Origin of the sequence: Acinetobacter sp. SwsAc2, assembly GCF_013391465.1 — a bacterium.
In the GTDB taxonomy this organism is placed as follows: Bacteria; Pseudomonadota; Gammaproteobacteria; order Pseudomonadales; family Moraxellaceae; genus Acinetobacter; species Acinetobacter johnsonii.
In genome coordinates this window covers 67,966-86,562 of record NZ_JACBEZ010000008.1, presented here as the reverse complement: position 1 = coordinate 86,562, position 18,597 = coordinate 67,966, and the positions used below count along the sequence as shown (strand labels likewise).

Here is an 18,597-nt window from a genome sequence, read left to right as displayed (position 1 = left end):
TTAGAACTCCAAGCCGTTTTCACGAGCAGCATCAGCCAAGGCTTTGATACGACCATGATATTTGAAACCAGAACGGTCAAATGCAACTTTAGTAACACCAGCTGCTTTAGCGCGTTCTGCGATTAAAGCACCTACTTTAGTAGCTGCTTCAACGTTACCAGTTGTACCAGCACGTAAAGTAGCATCTAAAGTTGAAGCTTGCGCTAAAACTTTGCCACCATCTGCTGAAATAACTTGAGCGTAGATGTGACGCGGAGTGCGGTTTACACACAAACGAGTCGCACCCAACGCACGGATGTGCAAGCGTGTGCTTTTCGCACGACGCAAACGGGATTGTTTCTTTTCGTTCATAAGAACCTCGCGCCTTATTTCTTCTTAGCTTCTTTACGAAGTACAACTTCGTCAGAATAACGAACACCTTTACCTTTATAAGGCTCTGGTGGACGGTAACCACGGATATCTGCAGCAACCTGACCTAAACGTGCTTTATCAGCAGATTTAAGAACAATTTCAGTTGCTGTAGGAGTTTCAGCAGTTACACCTTCAGGAAGCGTATAGTCGATCGGGTGAGAGAAACCAAGGTTAAGGTTAACAATGTTACCTTTAACCGCAGCTTTATAACCAACACCGATAAGTTGTAACTTACGTTCGAAGCCTTCGCTCACACCTTTTACAAGGTTGTTAAGCACAGCGCGAGCAGTACCAGCTTGCATCCAAGCGTCTTTCGACTCAGCTTTTGGAGCAATCGCTAAAATACCGTCTTCCTGTTTAAGCTCGACCAGCGCATGCAGGGTGAAAGACAAAGTACCTTTGCTACCTTTCACTTCGACCTGCCGGCCGTTCTGAGTAACTGTTACACCGTTAGGTACAGTTACTGGGGCTTTAGCCACACGAGACATGAGGAATCACCTATTAAGAAACAAAAGCAATAACTTCACCACCGATACCTGCAGCACGTGCAGCGCGATCAGTCATGATGCCTTTGCTTGTAGAAACAATTGCAATACCTAAACCTTGCTTAACGCTCGGAAGTGCATCTTTACCGCGATACTGACGTAGACCTGGACGGCTTACGCGTTTCACAGTTTCGATAACTGGTTTGCCTTCGAAATACTTTAAAGTCAAAGTAAGAGTTGCTTTGCCTTCAGCATCCGCAACTTCTACGTTTGAAATGTAACCTTCTTGTTGAAGAACATTTGCAATAGCAACCTTCAACTTAGAGTTAGGCATAGAAACGGTTTGTTTCTTTGCCATTTGCGCGTTACGAACACGAGTTAACATGTCGGCAACGGTATCTTGCATACTCATCTATAGCGCTCCTTACCAGCTTGCCTTAACAACGCCCGGTACATCACCTTGCATTACTGTATCACGTAATTTGTTACGGCTTAAACCGAACTTACGGAAGTAACCATGAGGACGACCAGTTAAACCACAACGGTTACGTAAACGTACTGGAGACGCATTACGTGGTAATGCTTGGAATTTCATCATCGCTTCGAAACGCTCTTCATCGCTAGCATTTACGTTTGCAATAACAGCTTTTAATTCAGCACGTTTTGCAGCGTATTTAACAACAGTAGCTTCGCGTTTCAATTCGCGATTAATCATACTTTTCTTAGCCATATCGACCTCTTATTTGAACGGGAAGCCGAATGCACGCATAAGCGCACGGCCTTCGTCATCGGTGCGAGCAGTCGTAGTGATGGTAATATCCATACCACGAATACGATCAATCTTATCAAAATCGATTTCAGGGAACATGATTTGTTCCTTAAGACCCATTGAGTAGTTGCCGCGACCGTCAAAAGATTTCGCAGAGAAACCACGGAAGTCACGGATACGAGGGATCGCAATCGAGATTAGACGGTCTAAGAATTCGTACATACGTTCGCCGCGTAAAGTAACTTTACAACCAATCGGCCAACCATCACGGATTTTGAAACCAGCGATTGATTTGCGAGCTAACGTAAGAACTGGTTTTTGACCAGCGATAGCTTGCATATCAGCAAGAGCACCATCAAGGAGTTTTTTGTCAGCAGCAGCTGCGCCAACACCCATGTTGATCGTGATTTTAGTAATGCGAGGAATATCCATCACATTTTTAACGGCTAAAGTCTCTTGTAATTGAGCCTTAAGTTCGTCGTTGTAACGCGTTTTAAGTCTGGCCATTGCCTTTTCAACCTATTACTTCGCTACCGCCACTGATTCACCATTTGACTTGTAAACGCGAGTTTTCACGCCTTCAGTCACTTGGTAACCAACACGGTCAGCCTTTTGGGTTGTAGCATTAAAAATTGCCACGTTAGAGATATGAAGCGAAGCTTCTTGTGTAACTACAGCGCCTTCAGCACCTGTTGCACGGTTCGGCTTTTGATGCTTCTTAACCAAGTTAAGGCCTTCAACCATAACACGGTCATTTGAAACAGACAGAACAGTACCCTGTTTGCCTTTTTCTTTACCTGCGATCACAATAACTTGATCGCCTTTTTTAATCTTAGCCATGATTGCCTCTTATAGAACTTCAGGAGCCAGTGAAATAATTTTCATGAACTGTTCAGTACGAAGTTCACGAGTCACTGGTCCGAAAATACGAGTTGCAATCGGCGCTTTGTTGTTGTTCAAAATAACAGCAGCGTTATCGTCGAAACGAATCACTGAACCGTCTGGACGACGGATACCGAATTTTGTACGAACTACAACAGCATTCATCACGTCACCTTTTTTAACACGTGCGCGTGGAATAGCTTCTTTTACAGTAACTTTAATAATGTCGCCAACAGAAGCATAACGACGGTGTGAACCACCAAGTACTTTAATACATTGTACGCGGCGAGCACCACTATTGTCTGCTACGTCTAGCATACTTTCGGTTTGAATCATTGCCCTACTCCAAAACCGAGCATCACCGGTCACAATTTCGAAAGGCTCAAAGAGTACTCGAAATTAACCGATGATGCAACAGATACGTCTAATTACTCAGCAGCAGCTTCAACAACTTCAACTAGAGTCCAAGACTTAGTTTTAGAAATTGGGCGGCTTTCTTTGATAGTCACAACGTCGCCAGTTTTAGCTGTGTTGTTCTCATCGTGAGCATGTAATTTAGTTGAACGGCGGATTGATTTGCCATACAACGGGTGTTGAACGCGGCGTTCGATAAGTACAACAATAGACTTGTCCATTTTGTCGCTTACTACTTTGCCGGTTAACGTGCGAACTGTTTGTTCACTCATTGTCCGTTCCCCTGTTTTTCGGTAAGGAGTGTCTTAATACGAGCAATTGTCTTACGAGTAAGTGCAACTTCGTGCGATTTACCCAATTGACCAGTTGCTTTTGCCATACGAAGACGGAATTGGTTAAGCTGTTGCTCATCAAGCAAAGCTGTCAACTCTTCTACCGACTTTTCACGTAGATCTTTAGTTTTCATTACATTACCGTCCGAGTCACGATAGTGGTTTTAAACGGAAGTTTAGCAGCTGCAAGCGTAAACGCTTCGCGAGCCAATTCTTCGTTAACACCATCAATTTCGTACAAGACTTTACCTGGTTTGATTTGACAAACCCAGTATTCCACAGAACCTTTACCTTTACCCATACGCACTTCAAGAGGCTTAGAAGTAATCGGCTTGTCCGGGAAAACACGGATAAAGATCTTACCACCACGTTTAATACGACGGCTGATTGTACGACGCGCTGCTTCAATTTGACGAGCAGTCATTTGACCACGCTCAACAGATTTAAGTGCGATTGTACCAAAAGATACCGAGCTACCGCGGTGAGCTAGACCAGTGTTACGGCCTTTCTGCACTTTACGGAATTTAGTACGTTTAGGTTGTAACATGGATTATTCTCCTTTTTCAGCAGAACGATCATTGCGACGACCACGACGCTCTTGACCTTCACCACGACCACGACCGCGTTTAGCTGGACGTTCTTCAGCTGGAGCTGGGTTCATGACTTGTTTCATGCCACCCAAGATCTCACCACGGAAGATCCAAACTTTAACACCAATCGTACCGTAAGTCGTTTCAGCACGCATAGTTGAATAATCGATGTCTGCACGAAGTGTATGCAAAGGTACGCGACCTTCACGATACCACTCAGTACGAGCAATCTCAGCACCACCTAAACGGCCTGATACTTCAACTTTGATACCTTTAGCACCAGCACGCATTGTGTTTTGAACCGCACGCTTCATAGCACGACGGAACATTACACGTTTTTCTAATTGAGAAGCGATAGCTTCAGCAACTAAACGAGCGTCTAAGTCTGGGCGATCGATTTCATTGATACTTACTTGCGCTGGAATACCCATAATTTGAGTAAGTTCACGCTGTAGTTTCTCAATGTCTTCGCCTTTTTTACCGATAACGATACCAGGACGTGCAGTGCTAATAGTTACTTTAGCAGCGCCCGTAGGACGTTCGATAAGAATATTGCTGATCATTGCATTCTTAAGTTTTTTAGTTAAAAACTCACGAACTTGAAGATCTTTAAGCAAGTATTCAGCGTATTGTTTCGGACTCGCATACCAGTTGGCGTTATGACGTTTTACAACACCAAGGCGGATACCGATTGGATGAACCTTCTGACCCATATCAAACCCCTACCTTAACGGTAATGTGACAAGTACGCTTAGTAATACGATCTGCACGGCCTTTAGCACGTGGCATAATACGTTTAAGGCTAGTGCCTTCGTCAACGTAAATCGTAGTAACCTTAAGGTCGTCTACATCTAAACTGTTATTGTGTTCAGCGTTTGCAATTGCAGATTCCAATGCTTTTTTAACCAAAACTGCAGCTTTTTTGTTGCTGAAGTTGAGAATATTAAGCGCGTGAGCAACAGATTTGCCACGGATTAGGTCTGCAACCAAACGAGTTTTTTGTGCCGAGATAGCGGCACCGCGTAATTTAGCAGTAACTTCCATCATAGCACCTTAACGTTTAGATTTCTTGTCAACACCGTGACCACGATAGGTACGAGTTGGCGCGAATTCACCAAGTTTGTGACCAACCATATGTTCAGATACGATTACTGGAACATGGTTACGGCCATTATGTACAGAAATTGTTAAACCAACAAAATCTGGGAGGATCATCGAACGACGCGACCAAGTTTTGATCGGCTTACGGTTATTAGCCGCGATAGCCGCTTCAACCTTAGCGAACAAGTGCGCATCGACGAATGGGCCTTTTTTCAGAGAACGAGGCATTGTCAGATTCCTTTACTTGTTACTTAACGCGACGGTCGCGAATAATCATCTTAGTCGTACGCTTATTGGTACGTGTCTTGTACCCTTTAGCTTTTTGACCCCATGGGCTTACAGGTTGAATACCTTTGCTACGACCTTCACCACCACCGTGCGGGTGATCTACTGGGTTCATCGCCATACCACGAACGGTAGGACGAACGCCACGCCAGCGTGCTGCACCTGCTTTACCAAGTGAACGAAGGTTGCTTTCTTGGTTAGAAACTTCACCAAGAACTGCACGGCACTCAACGTGAATTTTACGCATTTCACCAGAACGTAAACGAACGATAGCGTAAGAACCGTCACGACCCAACAACTGAACTGAAGTACCAGCAGAACGAGCTAATTGCGCGCCTTTACCGATTTTAAGTTCGATGTTGTGAAGAGTAGAACCGATAGGCATGTTGCGAAGCGGTAAACAGTTACCTGGACGAATTGGAGCATCGTTACCAGATTGAACTTTATCGCCAGCGCGAAGGCCTTTAGGCGCGATGATGTAGCGACGCTCACCATCAGCATACAATACTAGTGCAATGTGTGCTGTACGGTTAGGATCGTATTCAATACGCTCTACAGTTGCAGGAATACCATCTTTGTTACGTTTAAAGTCAACTAGACGGTAGTGCTGCTTGTGACCGCCACCAACGTGACGAGTCGTGATGTGACCGTTGTTATTACGACCACCAGTACGTTTTTTAGCTTCAACCAACGGAGCATAAGGCGCACCTTTGTGAAGATGGTCGTGAACGACTTTCTCTACAAAGCGACGTCCAGGAGACGTTGGCTTACATTTTTGAATTGGCATAATTCTCGTCCTTATTCCGCTGCGCTTTCAGCGGTATCGCCCAAGTCAGCCATTTCAACATCTTGGCCAGCTTTCAGGGTGACGTATGCTTTTTTAACATCAGAACGACGTCCTAATGTTTTACCAAAGCGTTTAGTCTTACCTTTAGTGATCGTTGTGTTAACTTTAACAACTTGAACACCAAACAATTGCTCAACAGCTTTTTTGATTTCAAGTTTGTTTGCATCAAGTGCAACTTTGAAAACTTGAACACCAGCAGTTTCGCCTAAAACTTGTGCTTTTTCTGAGAATACAGGTCCTTGTAGGACTTGATAGATACGTTCGTTGTTCATCCGAGTTCTACCTCAATTTTCTTAGCAGCAGCTACAGACATAACAACTTTATCGAACGCAATCAAGCTAACAGGATCGATAGCAGCAGCATCAACCACATCAACGTGTGGAATGTTGCGCGCTGCAAGGTATAGATTCTCATCTACAGATTCTGTAACGATCAATGCACGAGTAGCATTCAAGTCGTTAAGTTTTGCAAGCAACTCTTTAGTTTTTGGAGCAGCAACAGCAAACTCTTCAACCAATACAAGACGATCTTGGCGAACAAGTTCAGCTAAGATACATTGCATTGCACCGCGATACATTTTGCGGTTAACTTTTTGAGACCAATCTTGTGGGCGAGCAGCAAAAGTTTTACCACCACCTACCCAGATTGGGCTACGAATAGAACCAGCACGAGCGCGACCAGTACCTTTTTGACGGAATGGCTTTTTGCCACCGCCAGAAACGTCTGCACGTGATTTCTGAGCTTTTGAACCTTGACGGCCACCAGCTAAATAAGCTGTAACAACCTGGTGTACAAGAGCTTCATTGAATTCACGACCGAACGCAACTTCTGATAATTCAACAGCAGAGCCGGAAACAGTATTTAAATTCACGTTATTTCCCCTCAGGCCTTGATCGTAGGACGAACAGTTACGTCACCACCAGTAGCGCCAGGAATCGCACCTTTCACTACTAAAACTGAACGTTCTGCGTCGATAGATACAATTTCTAGACCCTGTACAGTTACGCGCTCAGCACCTAAATGGCCAGCCATTTTTTTGCCTTTGAATACGCGACCAGGAGTCTGGTTTTGACCTGTAGAACCCAGAACACGGTGAGAAAGTGAGTTACCGTGAGTAGCATCTTGCGTACGGAAGTTCCAACGCTTAACACCACCTTGGAAACCTTTACCTTTCGACTGACCAGTTACGTCAACAACTTGACCAACTGTGAACATGTCTACACCGATAGTTCCACCAACTTCACGACCTTCAAGATCAGCTTCTGTTGCACGGAATTCTTGAACTAGACGACCAGCAGCAACACCCGCTTTCGCGAAGTGACCTTTCTGAGCGTTAGTTACGCGAGATTCGCGACGTTCACCAGTAGTGATTTGAATCGCTTGATAACCATCAGTTTCAAGCGTTTTGATTTGAGTGATGCGGTTAGGATCAACCTCAATCACTGTAACAGGCACAGAAACACCAGCATCTGTAAAGATACGTGTCATACCGCACTTGCGACCGACTAAACCAATAGCCATGTGCATAAACCTCTAAAAAAGCGGCCTAATTAACTTAGAGCGTTAATTAACCCGAAAGCCTTAACCCAATGCGATCTGAACATCAACACCAGCTGCAAGATCTAACTTCATCAATGCATCTACAGTTTTGTCTGTAGGTTGAACGATGTCGATCAAACGTTTATAAGTGCGGATCTCGTATTGGTCACGCGCATCTTTGTTAACGTGTGGTGATGTTAAAACGTTAAAACGTTCAATGCGTGTAGGCATTGGAATTGGACCACAAACTTGTGCGCCAGTACGTTTTGCTGTTTCTACGATTTCTTGAGCTGATTGATCAATTAAACGGTGATCAAAAGACTTCAAACGGATACGAATTCTCTGGTTAGACATACCAGTAAACTCCAAGCCAAATATATAAAGAATCACTCCTGACGCATCTCACCCCACTAAAAGGTAAGTGTCAAGAGCAGTGAAATATCACTAAGGTCATGATCGATGCCACGACTGTCACGATGTTAACTACTTTATTCGCAGTTAACCCCCTTTCATTAAAGGGTCGCTCATTATAGCCATTGTTTAATGCATAAGCAAATCCATTTTTGATTTTTTACAATATATTCAATTTGTTTGGATTATCAGTAGCTTAAAAAAGCATCAATAGACTGTTTGCCGCAACACATAATCAATTGCATTATTAAGAATTTGATTTCCCTCAATAAAATTTAATTTTGGCGATTTTTTCAATTCAGTTTCAGTTGCCACGTATTGCCCCGAAAACTTATTCAGCTCGTCATCATTTTCTAAAAAAAGTGCTAAGGTTTCTGGCACGATCTCTGGGTGAAATTGAAAACCCAATACATTCTTTCCAATTTGGTACATTTGATTACGACAGACTGTATTTTCAGCCAAATGTACAGCACCTTTTGGAATTTCAAAGGTCTCGCTATGCCATTGCATCACATTAAACTGTTCAGGCAATTCAAAGCATTCTGTTGGGACGTGCTGGATTTTGCGTACTGTCGCCCAACCCAACTCCTGTTGTTCATTACGACTGACCGCGGCACCGAGCGCATTGGCAATCAATTGCCCACCCAAGCATAAGCCAATCGCGGGCTTTCCAGCGGCCAAGTAACGCCTTAACCAACGCTTCTCGATCTTTAACCATGGAAAATTCGCTTCATCATTCACACTCATGGTACCGCCCATAATGATGAGTAAGTCAACATCCTCAATACTCGGTAAGGCCTCTATCTCTAAGGCTTGATCTATAGGTAAAGCAAAAAACTCTGTTGCACTGATTACAGCACCTTGTTGTTTTAAATATGTATAGCAACTGCCGAACCCTTCACCAGCAATATGCTGAAAATAATGTACTTTTAAATGCGACGTCATGCGCTTATGCCTTCTTTTTACTATCCTTGCAGATGATTTAGCAAAATTGAAGCCAACTTTTTATTTTGTTTACCTTTATTCACATTTGTTCAATTTTCTCGCCTATTTAGAAACTTTCTCTTAAGCTAAAACAATTTAGCGCTTTATGAAGAGTCGATTCGTGAAAAAAAATCCGCAAACTGCCTTGGTTCATGCACCAAGACAAGCGCCTCAGTACATTTCAACAATCCAACCTCCCCTGTATCGTGCATCGACGATTATTTTTAAAGATACCAATGCACTGTTTAATCGCCATTGGACCGATGACTATGACTATAGTTATGGTACCCATGGCACCCCCACCACCTTTACATTGGGCGATAACATTGCACAAATTGAGGGTGGAACTTACTGCTTATTGGCACCAAGTGGTTTATCTGCCATCAACCTAGTGAACTCATGTTTTTTAAGTCATGGTGATGAAGTTTGGGTAGCAGATAATATTTACGGGCCAAACATGGAGCATCTTCGTAATCTAGAAAAACGCTATGGCATTGATGTTCGTGTTTATAACCCTATTGATGTGTCCTCTTTCCAACCGACGGAAAAAGCAAAACTGATTTGGCTAGAAGCCGCAGGGTCGGTCACACTGGAGTTTCCAGATTTGGTCGGACTGGTGAAAAAGGCACAAACGCATCATGTACTCACTGCTTTAGACAACACGTGGGGCGCAGGCCTTGCCTTTAATGCTTTTGATTTTAGTGATGAGCACTTAAGTGTAGATGTGACAGTACATGCTTTGACCAAGTACCCAAGTGGCGGCGGAGACATTTTAATGGGCTCAGTCGTGACACGCGAGCGAGCTTTACATCATCAACTCTTTCGTACGCATGCCATTCAAGGCATTAGCGTTTCTGGGGATGATGTTGCTCAAGTCCAACGTAGTCTAGCGTCAATGCGTGTTCGGTATGCCGCACAGTCTGAAAATGCGCTACAGCTACTGGCATGGCTAAAACAACAACCCGAATTTGCGCAGGTATTACACCCTGCTGACTCGAGTGCTGCGGGTCATTCATATTGGAAAGACATTTGTGTGGATCAACACAGTGCAGGTTTGGTCAGTGTCATTTTCAAGCCCGAATTTGATCTGCAGGATATTCGTCAATTTTGTGATGCCCTGTCGCTTTTCAAGCTCGGCTTTAGTTGGGGCGGTCCTGTCAGTTTGGTGATGCTGTATGACCTCAAAAACATGCGTGCACTTGAGCATACACATTTACAACAAGGTTTATTGGTTCGCTTTTGTATAGGACTAGAACATCCCGCCGATTTAATTCAAGATATAGAAAACGCACTAAAACAACTGAATAACCATCACAAAAAAATTGAATAGGAATAAGTATGAGCACCCCGATCACCATTGCTAAGAAAACCACGAATACCCAACAAGATGTTGTTCTACACTCAAAATTTGCCAACCGTCATGGCTTAATTGCAGGAGCAACTGGGACAGGTAAAACCGTAACCCTGAAGGTGTTGGCTGAAAGTTTTTCCAGACTCGGGGTGCCCGTATTTTTAGCCGATGCTAAAGGTGATGTTTCCAGCTTAGCGCAGGCAGGTACATCCAATCCAAAATTTGATGAACGCATTAAAAGTTTAGGCATCGACAGCATTCCCTTTGCTGCATCCCCCGTGGTGTTTTGGGATTTATTTGCTGAACAAGGTCATCCTATTCGCACCACGATTACCGAAATTGGCCCGCTGTTACTGGCACGTATGCTGAATTTGAATGATACTCAAGAAGGAGTACTTTCTGCGGTATTCCGTATTGCAGATGATCAAGGCATGTTACTGATCGACTTTAAAGACTTAAAAGCCATGATCGGTTATGTCAGTGAACATGCCGCAGAGTTTAAAGCCGAATATGGCAACCTATCTCCTGCCAGCCTTGGCGCGATTCAACGGAATTTATTGGCACTGGCCGATCAAGGCGGTGATCAATTTTTCGGGGAGCCCAGCTTAAATATTCTCGACTTTATTCAGACCGACAGTAATGGTCATGGCTATATCAATATTCTAGCCGCAGACAAGCTCATGAATACCCCAAAGCTCTATGCCACTTTTCTGCTCTGGATGCTTTCAGAATTATTTGAACAGCTGCCTGAGGTTGGTGATATGGACAAGCCCAAGTTGGTGTTCTTTTTTGATGAAGCACATCTGTTGTTTGATAATGCCAGTGCAGCGCTGCAAGAAAAAATTGAACAAGTGGTGCGTCTGATCCGCTCCAAAGGGGTTGGTATTTACTTTGTCACGCAAAATCCACTGGATTTGCCTGAAAGCGTATTAGGACAGCTCGGCAATCGCGTACAACATGCCTTACGTGCTTTTACCCCGAAAGATCAAAAAGCGGTTAAAACAGCTGCAGACACCTTCCGTGCCAACACTGAATTTAAGGTTGAGCAAGCCATCACTGAACTAGCGGTGGGTGAAGCTTTGATTAGTTGCCTAGATGAACAAGGCACGCCGCAAGTCGTAGAGCGCGCATGGGTGATGCCACCCTACTCGTCTTTCAGTCCCATTAGCCCAGAGCAACGTCAAACCTTAATTTCACAAAGTATCGTGGCAGGCATTTATGAAAAAAGCCTAGACCGTGAGAGTGCCTTTGAACTTCTACAAAATAAAGTGGTTGAACGCCAACAACAAGCCGTACAGATAGAGCAAGAGAAACAACAATCCAAAGAACAAGAGGCGTTAGCGAAACAGCAGGCCAAAGAAGCTGAAACACTGGCTAAGCAACAAGCACGTGAGCAAGAGCGTATCGCAAAAGAACAGCAGAAAGAAGCTGAACGTGAAGCAAAACAGCGTGAGAAGCTAATTCAAGACACAGTAGGAACCTTCGCTAAAAGTGCCGCACGCAGCCTTGGGGGCAGTACGGGACAAAAAATCGTCCGTGGTTTACTCGGCTCATTGTTTGGGCGTAAGTGATCTACTTTTTAAATCTAAAAATCAAAATTTATGGGATATTATTATATTCCATAAAAAAATTAAGCTTTTCTTTAAAAGATGTATTTACATTACATCTTTAAAGGTATATTTTAAATGCATCTTATAAATGATAGCCAAGAGAGATCAAACATGACTCCGCAGCAAATTGAACTTGTAAAAGCAACTGTTCCTGTCCTTCGTGAAAATGGCGTCGCACTCACGGGTTATTTTTATAACCGCATGTTAGGCAACAATCCTAATTTAAAAGAAACCTTTAATATGGGGCATCAACGCAGTGGTGCTCAAGCCCAAGCTTTGGCGGGTGCTGTGTTGGCCTATGCAGAAAACATTGAAGATCCTTCAGTATTACTCCCTGTGGTTGAGCTGATTGCCCACAAACATGTCAGCTTGAATATTCAAGCACCTGACTACAACATTGTTGGGGAAAACCTCCTCCATTCGATTAGTGAAGTTTTAAGTATTTCAATGGAAGATCCATTGATTGATGCTTGGGCTACAGCGTATGGTCAATTGGCTGATTTATTCATTAGTACTGAAAAAGCGATTTATGAGCAACATCAACAAACCAAAGGGAGCTGGTTAGGCTGGCGCAACTTTAAAATCGCGAAAAAAGTGGTTGAAAGCGATGAAATCACTTCTTTCTATCTTGCCCCTGTGGACGGTGGTGATTTACCAAAATATGAAGCAGGTCAGTACATTTCAGTCCGTGTATTTGTTGAGGAACTTGGTCTAAAACAACCTCGCCAATACACCCTTTCAACCAGCCCTCAAGCTGACTATTTACGTATCTCGGTCAAACGCGAAGATGAAAAAGGCGATTTGGCAGGAGGCTGGGTGTCAAATACCCTGCATGGTTTAGCCGAAGGTGCTGAAATTGAAGTGTCTGCACCAACAGGTAACTTCTACCTGATTGACCCAAATAAACGCAATGTCTTTATTAGTGGTGGTGTAGGCCTCACGCCAATGGTAGCGATGCTGAATCAGTTGGTGACTTTGGATATGCCAGAGCCTGTGACTTTTGTGCACGCCTGCCGCAGCAAACAAGTGCACGCCATGAAACAACACATTCATGACTTAAAAGCCAAATACCCACGCTTAAGTACCTTTACTGCATATGAGTTCCCACATCAAAGCGATGTTTTGGGTCAAGATTATGATGCGAAGGGTCGCCTTGATTTGAGTACAATCGATAGCGCGATTCTACCTGTTCAAGCAGACTACTACTTATGCGGCCCAATGCCATTTATGGCTGAACAACAAAAAGCCCTGATTGCCCGCGGTGTTCCTGCCGAAAATATTCACAGTGAAGCTTTTGGTACAGGTGGTGTTCACCACTAACCCATGCCATCGGCATAAAATAGAGAGGGTTAGTCAGGTTATGCTAGACTAGCCCTTTGTTTTTTTGCTTATCAACGATCAGTACCCTCATGCAGCTCAATAAATTTACCGATTATGCTTTGCGAATTCTGATGTATGTTTCACAGCCGAAAGCGCTGCCGCATACCATCGCAGAACTGGCGCAAGCACTACAAGTGTCTGAAAACCACTTGATGAAAATCGTACACTTTATGGCTAAACAGCAGTGGATTATTACTGCACGCGGTCGTGGCGGTGGGATTCGACTCAATCCAGAAACCCTACATTTAAGACTGGGCGAGATTGTACGGGTCTTGCAAGCGGATCAGAACATTGTGGAATGCAACACCCCGCCTTGCGTACTCCGTTCAAATTGCGGACTCAAAGGGATCTTAGATCAAGCGCTAGACCAGTTCTATCATAGCCTAGACCAGTACACCTTAGCTGATGTACTGGGCACTGAGCCTCAGAATAAGTTCACAACCCACTCGCCGATTAACCTGATCAATCTTGCCGATTAAGGTCTTTTACAGACAAGATTGCGGACTTTACGCTGCAAAGGTCGATTGCCCGCTCGACTTCCATTATAATGGCTGATTGTAGATCATAAATTGAAGTTGAGTTATGCACCACAGCCGAGGAAAATCCAAAAACAGTAAAATTGCTGCTGCCCCAAAGCAAAAAATTAGCTATGAAAAAAAGGTAGATTCTGCAGTTACTGAATATGCTGTGCGCGCTCTCAACTGGCTGCGTAAAGCAGAGTTTTTAATGAGTGCCCCGAAGCTCAATCTGTGTGTAGAAGATACAGGTTACGAAATTGCCTTTGCGGGTCGTTCAAATGCAGGTAAGTCTAGTGCTATCAACGCCTTAACCAACCAAAAGCAATTGGCTCGTGCCTCGAAAAGACCGGGTCGTACGCAGATGATTAACTTTTTCAGTCTGGGTAATCCTGACCAACGTCTCGTCGACTTACCCGGTTATGGTTATGCAGCCGTGCCTGAAGCGATGAAAATCGTGTGGCAAAAAGAGTTAGAAAATTACCTGATTCAGCGTAAAAGCTTACAAGGCTTAGTCTTGTTGATGGATATTCGTCATCCGCTACAGCACTTTGACGTGATGATGTTGGAATGGGCTTATTCACGTAAATTGTTTGTGCATGTGCTACTAACCAAGTCCGACAAACTCAACCGTGGCCCTGCCTCTAAAGCATTACAAGAAGTTAAAGCCCAATTGAAAAAGATGAAACTGGATTTCTCAATTCAATTGTTCTCTTCCCTCAACAAACAAGGCCTAGAAGAACTGGCGAGCGTGATGGGCGGACGACTGAATTTCACGTTAGACCAAGCCCAACACTTTGACTTAAGCAGCATTCCAGATGCGACGGCAGATGAGCTGGATACAGACGAATTCGATGAAGATCCTGAAGCTGCTATGGATCTTGATGCTGAAGACGATGTGGAAACCAAACCACAGTCTGAGGCTTAAGTTTTAAACGCCAACCTATAAAAGCATCATCTATTGCTGTATCTGTGTCCCCTATTGCTAATCGCAATCGGGGACTTTTTTTTATACTGATTTTATTCAGCTCGTAAAAAGTTCAACACATATATAAAAATAGGTCAGCATATGAAATTATGGTCTCGATTGAAAAAAAACAAAATTCGTTCTTCTATTGCCTACACCATTAAGCCCCGCAAAGTTAAATTTGAGTGGCAAGACAGTCCGATTGATTGGATTCCCAACCAACCTTTTGCCAGCTATTTCATCAATGAAATTAATATGATCCTGCCCGCAGGTGAGTTCTGGTTCTGCCGCCTCTATAACAAAGTCTTACCACAAATTAGCGATGAAAAGCTGAAGCAAGATGTACAAGCCTTTATTCGCCAAGAAGCCATGCATGCGCAGGCACACAACTCAGCTAACAAAGAGTATCTCAGCCAAAGAAATATTGATGTCTCTCGTAATCTAGCGTTGATGGATTTCTTATTTGGAAAATTACTGGCCGATAAGCCACTTGATCTCACTGTGCCCAAAGCACTAGAGCACCAGTGGGATCTGTTTCGACTTGGCATTATTGCGACAGTGGAACACATGACCTGTGTCCTTGGAAAATATGCACTGGACAACACCGAATGGGAAAAAATGGGCGCTGACCCTGCGATGCTAGACTTAATCAAATGGCACGGCGCAGAAGAAATTGAACACCGTACCGTCGCATTTGATTTGTACCGACATTTAGGTGGAGGCTATATTGCGCGCTATTATTTGAGTCTGGTGGTGATTGCTGCCGTGCTGGGTTTATGGGTCGATGGTGCAGCTCATATTATGAAACAAGATGACCGCTTTAAGTCGATTCAACCCAGTCTGTTTAAACCTTGGATTTGGCGTGAGTGGCTGTCTATTTCTAAACGAAATCATCAAGTGTTGCCAAGTCCGTTATGGCTCATCTCACAGCAATTTGGCTATTTAGTGCCGTGGTATGACCCTGTACACGAAGCCAAAACAGAAGATGCGATTGCCTACTTAGACCAATCCCCAGCGGCTAAACGTGCCATGCTCAAAGTCGCTTAAATCCTAAAATAAAAAAAGCAGCTTAATAGCTGCTTTTTTTATTTTAGAGCAAAACTTAAGACGGATTCGATAAATTGGGCAAAGGTGCATCCAGATCCTTGGTATGTCGATCCACCACCACACTAATCATCATGTCACCTTGTACATTCACCACAGTACGCACGGTATCCAGTAAGCGATCAATCGGTAATAAAATCGCAATCGCTTCAGCAGGAAGCCCCACAGACTGCAATACCATAATCATAGTGACCATGCCTGCACTCGGAATCCCTGGAGCACCTAAAGAGGCAATCATCGCCGTCAGACACACCACCAACTGCTGACTCAAAGTCAAATCTAGTCCCATCAAGTTGGCAATAAACAAAGCTGCCGCTGCCTCATACAGCGCAGTACCATCCATATTGAGCTGCGTCCCCAACGGAATCACAAAGCCCGCTGTTTGCGGACGTACACCGAGATTTTCTTGCGCACACTTGAGAGATAAAGGCATAGTTGCCGAGCTTGAACTGGTGGCAAAAGCAGTAATCAACGCCACACGTGTACCTTTAAAAAAGGTCATCGGATTCATCTTGCCAAAAATCCACAGTAATAGCGGTAAGACCACCAGACCATGAAAAATGGTGGTGCCCGTTACCACAGCCGCAAACTCAGCCAAACGACTCAATACAGAAATGTCTTCAGTGGCAATCAATTTGGCGAGTAATGCAAAAATCCCTAGCGGCGCCAGCTTCATCACCCAACCAATCATCAACATCATGATGTCAAAGAACTGTTGACTCAGCTTACGTACCGTACGGAATTTTTCTCCGCCTTTAACCAGTGCCACTCCAATGAACAGCGCAAAAACCACCACCGCTAAAACATTGCCTTCGGCAAAAGCTTTAAACGGGTTAATCAGCGTATTTTGAATAAAGTTAGTGAAGAACGAAGATGGAGTAAGTGTATCTGGAGTTTGATGAGCGGCCATGGCGTCTTGGAACATGGCGATATCGACACCTTTGCCAACTTCAAATAAATGCGCGCAGCTTAAACCCAATATCAAGGCCAAAGTCGTGGTGGTGACACAACATGCCAGCGTAATTTTCCAAACACGGGAGAGCTGTCCACCCGCTTGCAAGTTTGATACCCCCACCACAATTGAGCTAAAAATGAGGGGAATCAAGAGCATTTTTAACAGACCAATAAAAACACTGCTGACCACCCCGATTCCATACAAACTCATCTCTAAAAAAGCGGTACCCGGGAAAAGATTGAGAATAAATCCGAAGATGACCCCGAAGATCGCGGCAATTAGAATTTGCGTGTTTAAGCTCATAGCTTCATGCTTTTCAAAGATTTCTTTGGGAAACTATGCCATGTGAACAGGTGAGAATCGAGCATTTTTTTGTCACAAGTACTGCACATTTCCCCATATACCTTTCCCAAAAAGATGAGACCATTACAATTGAAGCTCAACGCCTAGCTCAGCTCTGACCACCTTTCAATCATAAAATCAGTCATAAAAAAAGCTGAGTGATATCACTCAGCTTTTTCTGTACTTAGGCTTTATTGGGCTTCGATTTCACGGAGCCGAATCAAACCTTCTTGCGTAGTACTACACACCAACTCACCGTTTTGCCACATTCGTCCAAAGTTTAAACCACGTGAACTGGCACTGACTGTAGCATCCATGTCATACAGCATCCAGTCATCCACGCGAAACGGCTTATGGAAATACATAGCATGGTCGATACTCGCACACTGCAAACTTGGCGAAAGATAACTTAAACCATGCGGGCGCAGTGCCGTGGTCATTAAAGTGAAATCTGAATAGAATGCCGCAATTGCTTGATGCAACGAAATATCATCCACCTCTGCTGCAATGCGGTCATGTGTGCGAATATAGTGCGCATACACAGGTGCTTCAGGCTGCGGTTGATACGGGTTCTGTGGATTGATGGGACGAATTTCCACATGACGATCCCGCATGAAACTTGCACGCACATTTTCAGGCACAAATTCCACCATCATTTTTTTCAGTTCAGCCTCAGACTTTAAAGACTCTGGTGCTGGATACTCAGGCTCACCGATTTGGTAATTCAGCCCTTCTTCATTGTCAGCAAAAGACACCATGCACATAAAGATGGTTTTACCGTGCTGAATAGCGCGCACTTGGCGACTGACAAAACTACGACCATCACGAATTCGATCAACTTCATAAATAATCGGTGCGTTCACATCGCCACCAAATAAAAAGTATGCATGTAAAGAATGAGCTGGACGATCCGTCGTATATGACGCCGCACGTAGGGCCTGACCTAAGACTTGTCCGCCAAAAACACGCTTCCCAACCAAATTACGGCTTTGTCCACGAAAGATATTTTCCTCAATTTTTTCGAGGCTCAGTAATTCAACCAACTCTTGGGTTAAGGCATTCATAAGCAACCTACTTAATGGTGAGAGACCAGATTTTTCTGTAAAGTGATGAGGTATGATATCGATATTAAAATCTATTTTGCCATAAATTCAGACTAAAACCCTATAGATTGCTTGACTGAGTTGTCATAAGTTTTTTTCGTTATTTCCGACTAAAAATACGATTTTTAACGATAAAATTCACCATATAAAACAAATTTGTCAGGAAATGACATACGGTTTATGTTTACAATTACGCAAAATAAATACCCCTTCAGACAAA

At 43.8% G+C, this 18,597-nt stretch carries 27 protein-coding genes; 6 read left to right on the top strand and 21 right to left on the bottom strand.

What is annotated here, in order from left to right:
- From rplR to HYI04_RS05480, 19 genes are all read right to left on the bottom strand, one after another.
- Positions 1-351 carry a 50S ribosomal protein L18 gene (gene rplR / locus HYI04_RS05570; protein ID WP_004650473.1) on the bottom strand — a complete coding sequence of 117 codons (351 nt, stop codon included), beginning with the start codon at positions 349-351 and terminating at the stop codon, positions 1-3.
- Positions 352-365: 14 nt separating this feature from the next.
- On the bottom strand, positions 366-899 hold the full coding sequence (gene rplF / locus HYI04_RS05565; protein WP_004691306.1) for a 50S ribosomal protein L6: 534 nt from the start codon (positions 897-899) through the stop codon (positions 366-368).
- A 13-nt stretch (positions 900-912) separates the two neighbouring features.
- Entirely contained in the window at positions 913-1,308 is a 396-nt protein-coding gene (gene rpsH, locus HYI04_RS05560; RefSeq protein WP_004691308.1) for a 30S ribosomal protein S8, read from the bottom strand.
- A gap of 12 nt (positions 1,309-1,320) precedes the next feature.
- Positions 1,321-1,626 (bottom strand): 30S ribosomal protein S14, encoded by a 306-nt coding sequence (gene rpsN / locus HYI04_RS05555; protein ID WP_178895974.1) that lies wholly within the window; start codon positions 1,624-1,626, stop codon positions 1,321-1,323.
- A gap of 9 nt (positions 1,627-1,635) precedes the next feature.
- Complete coding sequence (gene rplE, locus HYI04_RS05550) at positions 1,636-2,172, bottom strand: 50S ribosomal protein L5 (RefSeq protein ID WP_004691311.1); 537 nt, start codon at positions 2,170-2,172, stop codon at positions 1,636-1,638.
- Between the two features lie 15 nt (positions 2,173-2,187).
- Positions 2,188-2,505: a 50S ribosomal protein L24 gene (rplX, locus tag HYI04_RS05545; RefSeq protein ID WP_004691313.1), complete on the bottom strand. Its 318-nt coding sequence runs from the start codon at positions 2,503-2,505 to the stop codon at positions 2,188-2,190.
- Between the two features lie 9 nt (positions 2,506-2,514).
- Positions 2,515-2,883 (bottom strand): 50S ribosomal protein L14, encoded by a 369-nt coding sequence (gene rplN, locus HYI04_RS05540; RefSeq protein WP_004657680.1) that lies wholly within the window; start codon positions 2,881-2,883, stop codon positions 2,515-2,517.
- A gap of 92 nt (positions 2,884-2,975) precedes the next feature.
- Entirely contained in the window at positions 2,976-3,233 is a 258-nt protein-coding gene (rpsQ, locus tag HYI04_RS05535; protein WP_004691314.1) for a 30S ribosomal protein S17, read from the bottom strand.
- Positions 3,230-3,427, bottom strand: a complete 198-nt coding sequence (rpmC, locus tag HYI04_RS05530) for a 50S ribosomal protein L29 (RefSeq protein WP_004650482.1) — start codon at positions 3,425-3,427, stop codon at positions 3,230-3,232. The genes rpsQ and rpmC overlap by 4 nt, the downstream gene beginning before the upstream one ends.
- Positions 3,427-3,840, bottom strand: a complete 414-nt coding sequence (gene rplP, locus HYI04_RS05525; RefSeq protein WP_004691317.1) for a 50S ribosomal protein L16 — start codon at positions 3,838-3,840, stop codon at positions 3,427-3,429. The genes rpmC and rplP overlap by 1 nt, the downstream gene beginning before the upstream one ends.
- Positions 3,841-3,843: 3 nt before the next feature.
- Positions 3,844-4,596 carry a 30S ribosomal protein S3 gene (gene rpsC, locus HYI04_RS05520; RefSeq protein WP_004691318.1) on the bottom strand — a complete coding sequence of 251 codons (753 nt, stop codon included), beginning with the start codon at positions 4,594-4,596 and terminating at the stop codon, positions 3,844-3,846.
- Position 4,597: 1 nt separating this feature from the next.
- Positions 4,598-4,927 (bottom strand): 50S ribosomal protein L22, encoded by a 330-nt coding sequence (gene rplV, locus HYI04_RS05515; protein ID WP_004691320.1) that lies wholly within the window; start codon positions 4,925-4,927, stop codon positions 4,598-4,600.
- Positions 4,928-4,936: 9 nt separating this feature from the next.
- Complete coding sequence (rpsS, locus tag HYI04_RS05510; RefSeq protein WP_004281508.1) at positions 4,937-5,212, bottom strand: 30S ribosomal protein S19; 276 nt, start codon at positions 5,210-5,212, stop codon at positions 4,937-4,939.
- A gap of 19 nt (positions 5,213-5,231) precedes the next feature.
- Complete coding sequence (gene rplB / locus HYI04_RS05505; RefSeq protein WP_004691322.1) at positions 5,232-6,056, bottom strand: 50S ribosomal protein L2; 825 nt, start codon at positions 6,054-6,056, stop codon at positions 5,232-5,234.
- Positions 6,057-6,067: 11 nt separating this feature from the next.
- The gene (gene rplW, locus HYI04_RS05500) at positions 6,068-6,388 is read right to left on the bottom strand and encodes a 50S ribosomal protein L23 (protein WP_004691323.1); all 321 of its coding nucleotides are present in this window, start codon (positions 6,386-6,388) and stop codon (positions 6,068-6,070) included.
- A complete protein-coding gene (gene rplD / locus HYI04_RS05495; RefSeq protein WP_004691326.1) occupies positions 6,385-6,987 on the bottom strand; it encodes a 50S ribosomal protein L4 in 603 nt (200 codons plus the stop codon). The genes rplW and rplD overlap by 4 nt, the downstream gene beginning before the upstream one ends.
- Before the next feature lie 11 nt (positions 6,988-6,998).
- On the bottom strand, positions 6,999-7,637 hold the full coding sequence (rplC, locus tag HYI04_RS05490) for a 50S ribosomal protein L3 (RefSeq protein ID WP_004691328.1): 639 nt from the start codon (positions 7,635-7,637) through the stop codon (positions 6,999-7,001).
- 60 nt (positions 7,638-7,697) lie between these two features.
- The gene (gene rpsJ, locus HYI04_RS05485; RefSeq protein ID WP_000070912.1) at positions 7,698-8,009 is read right to left on the bottom strand and encodes a 30S ribosomal protein S10; all 312 of its coding nucleotides are present in this window, start codon (positions 8,007-8,009) and stop codon (positions 7,698-7,700) included.
- A 264-nt stretch (positions 8,010-8,273) separates the two neighbouring features.
- On the bottom strand, positions 8,274-9,011 hold the full coding sequence (locus HYI04_RS05480; RefSeq protein WP_178895973.1) for a type 1 glutamine amidotransferase: 738 nt from the start codon (positions 9,009-9,011) through the stop codon (positions 8,274-8,276).
- A 160-nt stretch (positions 9,012-9,171) separates the two neighbouring features.
- On the opposite strand from HYI04_RS05480, the gene HYI04_RS05475 reads away from it, so the two are divergent.
- The 6 genes from HYI04_RS05475 to HYI04_RS05450 all read left to right on the top strand — a co-directional run bounded on the left by HYI04_RS05475 (position 9,172) and on the right by HYI04_RS05450 (position 15,920).
- The gene (locus HYI04_RS05475) at positions 9,172-10,380 is read left to right on the top strand and encodes a PLP-dependent transferase (protein ID WP_178895972.1); all 1,209 of its coding nucleotides are present in this window, start codon (positions 9,172-9,174) and stop codon (positions 10,378-10,380) included.
- 8 nt (positions 10,381-10,388) lie between these two features.
- The gene (locus tag HYI04_RS05470) at positions 10,389-11,972 is read left to right on the top strand and encodes a helicase HerA-like domain-containing protein (protein WP_178895971.1); all 1,584 of its coding nucleotides are present in this window, start codon (positions 10,389-10,391) and stop codon (positions 11,970-11,972) included.
- Positions 11,973-12,122: 150 nt separating this feature from the next.
- Entirely contained in the window at positions 12,123-13,331 is a 1,209-nt protein-coding gene (gene hmpA / locus HYI04_RS05465) for an NO-inducible flavohemoprotein (protein WP_178895970.1), read from the top strand.
- Between the two features lie 89 nt (positions 13,332-13,420).
- Positions 13,421-13,870: an Rrf2 family transcriptional regulator gene (locus HYI04_RS05460; protein WP_178895969.1), complete on the top strand. Its 450-nt coding sequence runs from the start codon at positions 13,421-13,423 to the stop codon at positions 13,868-13,870.
- A 103-nt stretch (positions 13,871-13,973) separates the two neighbouring features.
- Complete coding sequence (gene yihA / locus HYI04_RS05455) at positions 13,974-14,834, top strand: ribosome biogenesis GTP-binding protein YihA/YsxC (RefSeq protein ID WP_004691339.1); 861 nt, start codon at positions 13,974-13,976, stop codon at positions 14,832-14,834.
- Between the two features lie 141 nt (positions 14,835-14,975).
- Entirely contained in the window at positions 14,976-15,920 is a 945-nt protein-coding gene (locus tag HYI04_RS05450; protein ID WP_087011646.1) for a metal-dependent hydrolase, read from the top strand.
- Positions 15,921-15,975: 55 nt separating this feature from the next.
- On the opposite strand, the gene HYI04_RS05445 is transcribed toward HYI04_RS05450, so the two are convergent.
- Both HYI04_RS05445 and HYI04_RS05440 read right to left on the bottom strand, forming a co-directional pair.
- Positions 15,976-17,235 (bottom strand): dicarboxylate/amino acid:cation symporter, encoded by a 1,260-nt coding sequence (locus HYI04_RS05445; protein ID WP_058870356.1) that lies wholly within the window; start codon positions 17,233-17,235, stop codon positions 15,976-15,978.
- A gap of 230 nt (positions 17,236-17,465) precedes the next feature.
- Positions 17,466-18,338 (bottom strand): acyl-CoA thioesterase II, encoded by an 873-nt coding sequence (locus HYI04_RS05440; RefSeq protein ID WP_178895968.1) that lies wholly within the window; start codon positions 18,336-18,338, stop codon positions 17,466-17,468.
- Positions 18,339-18,597 lie beyond the last annotated feature (259 nt).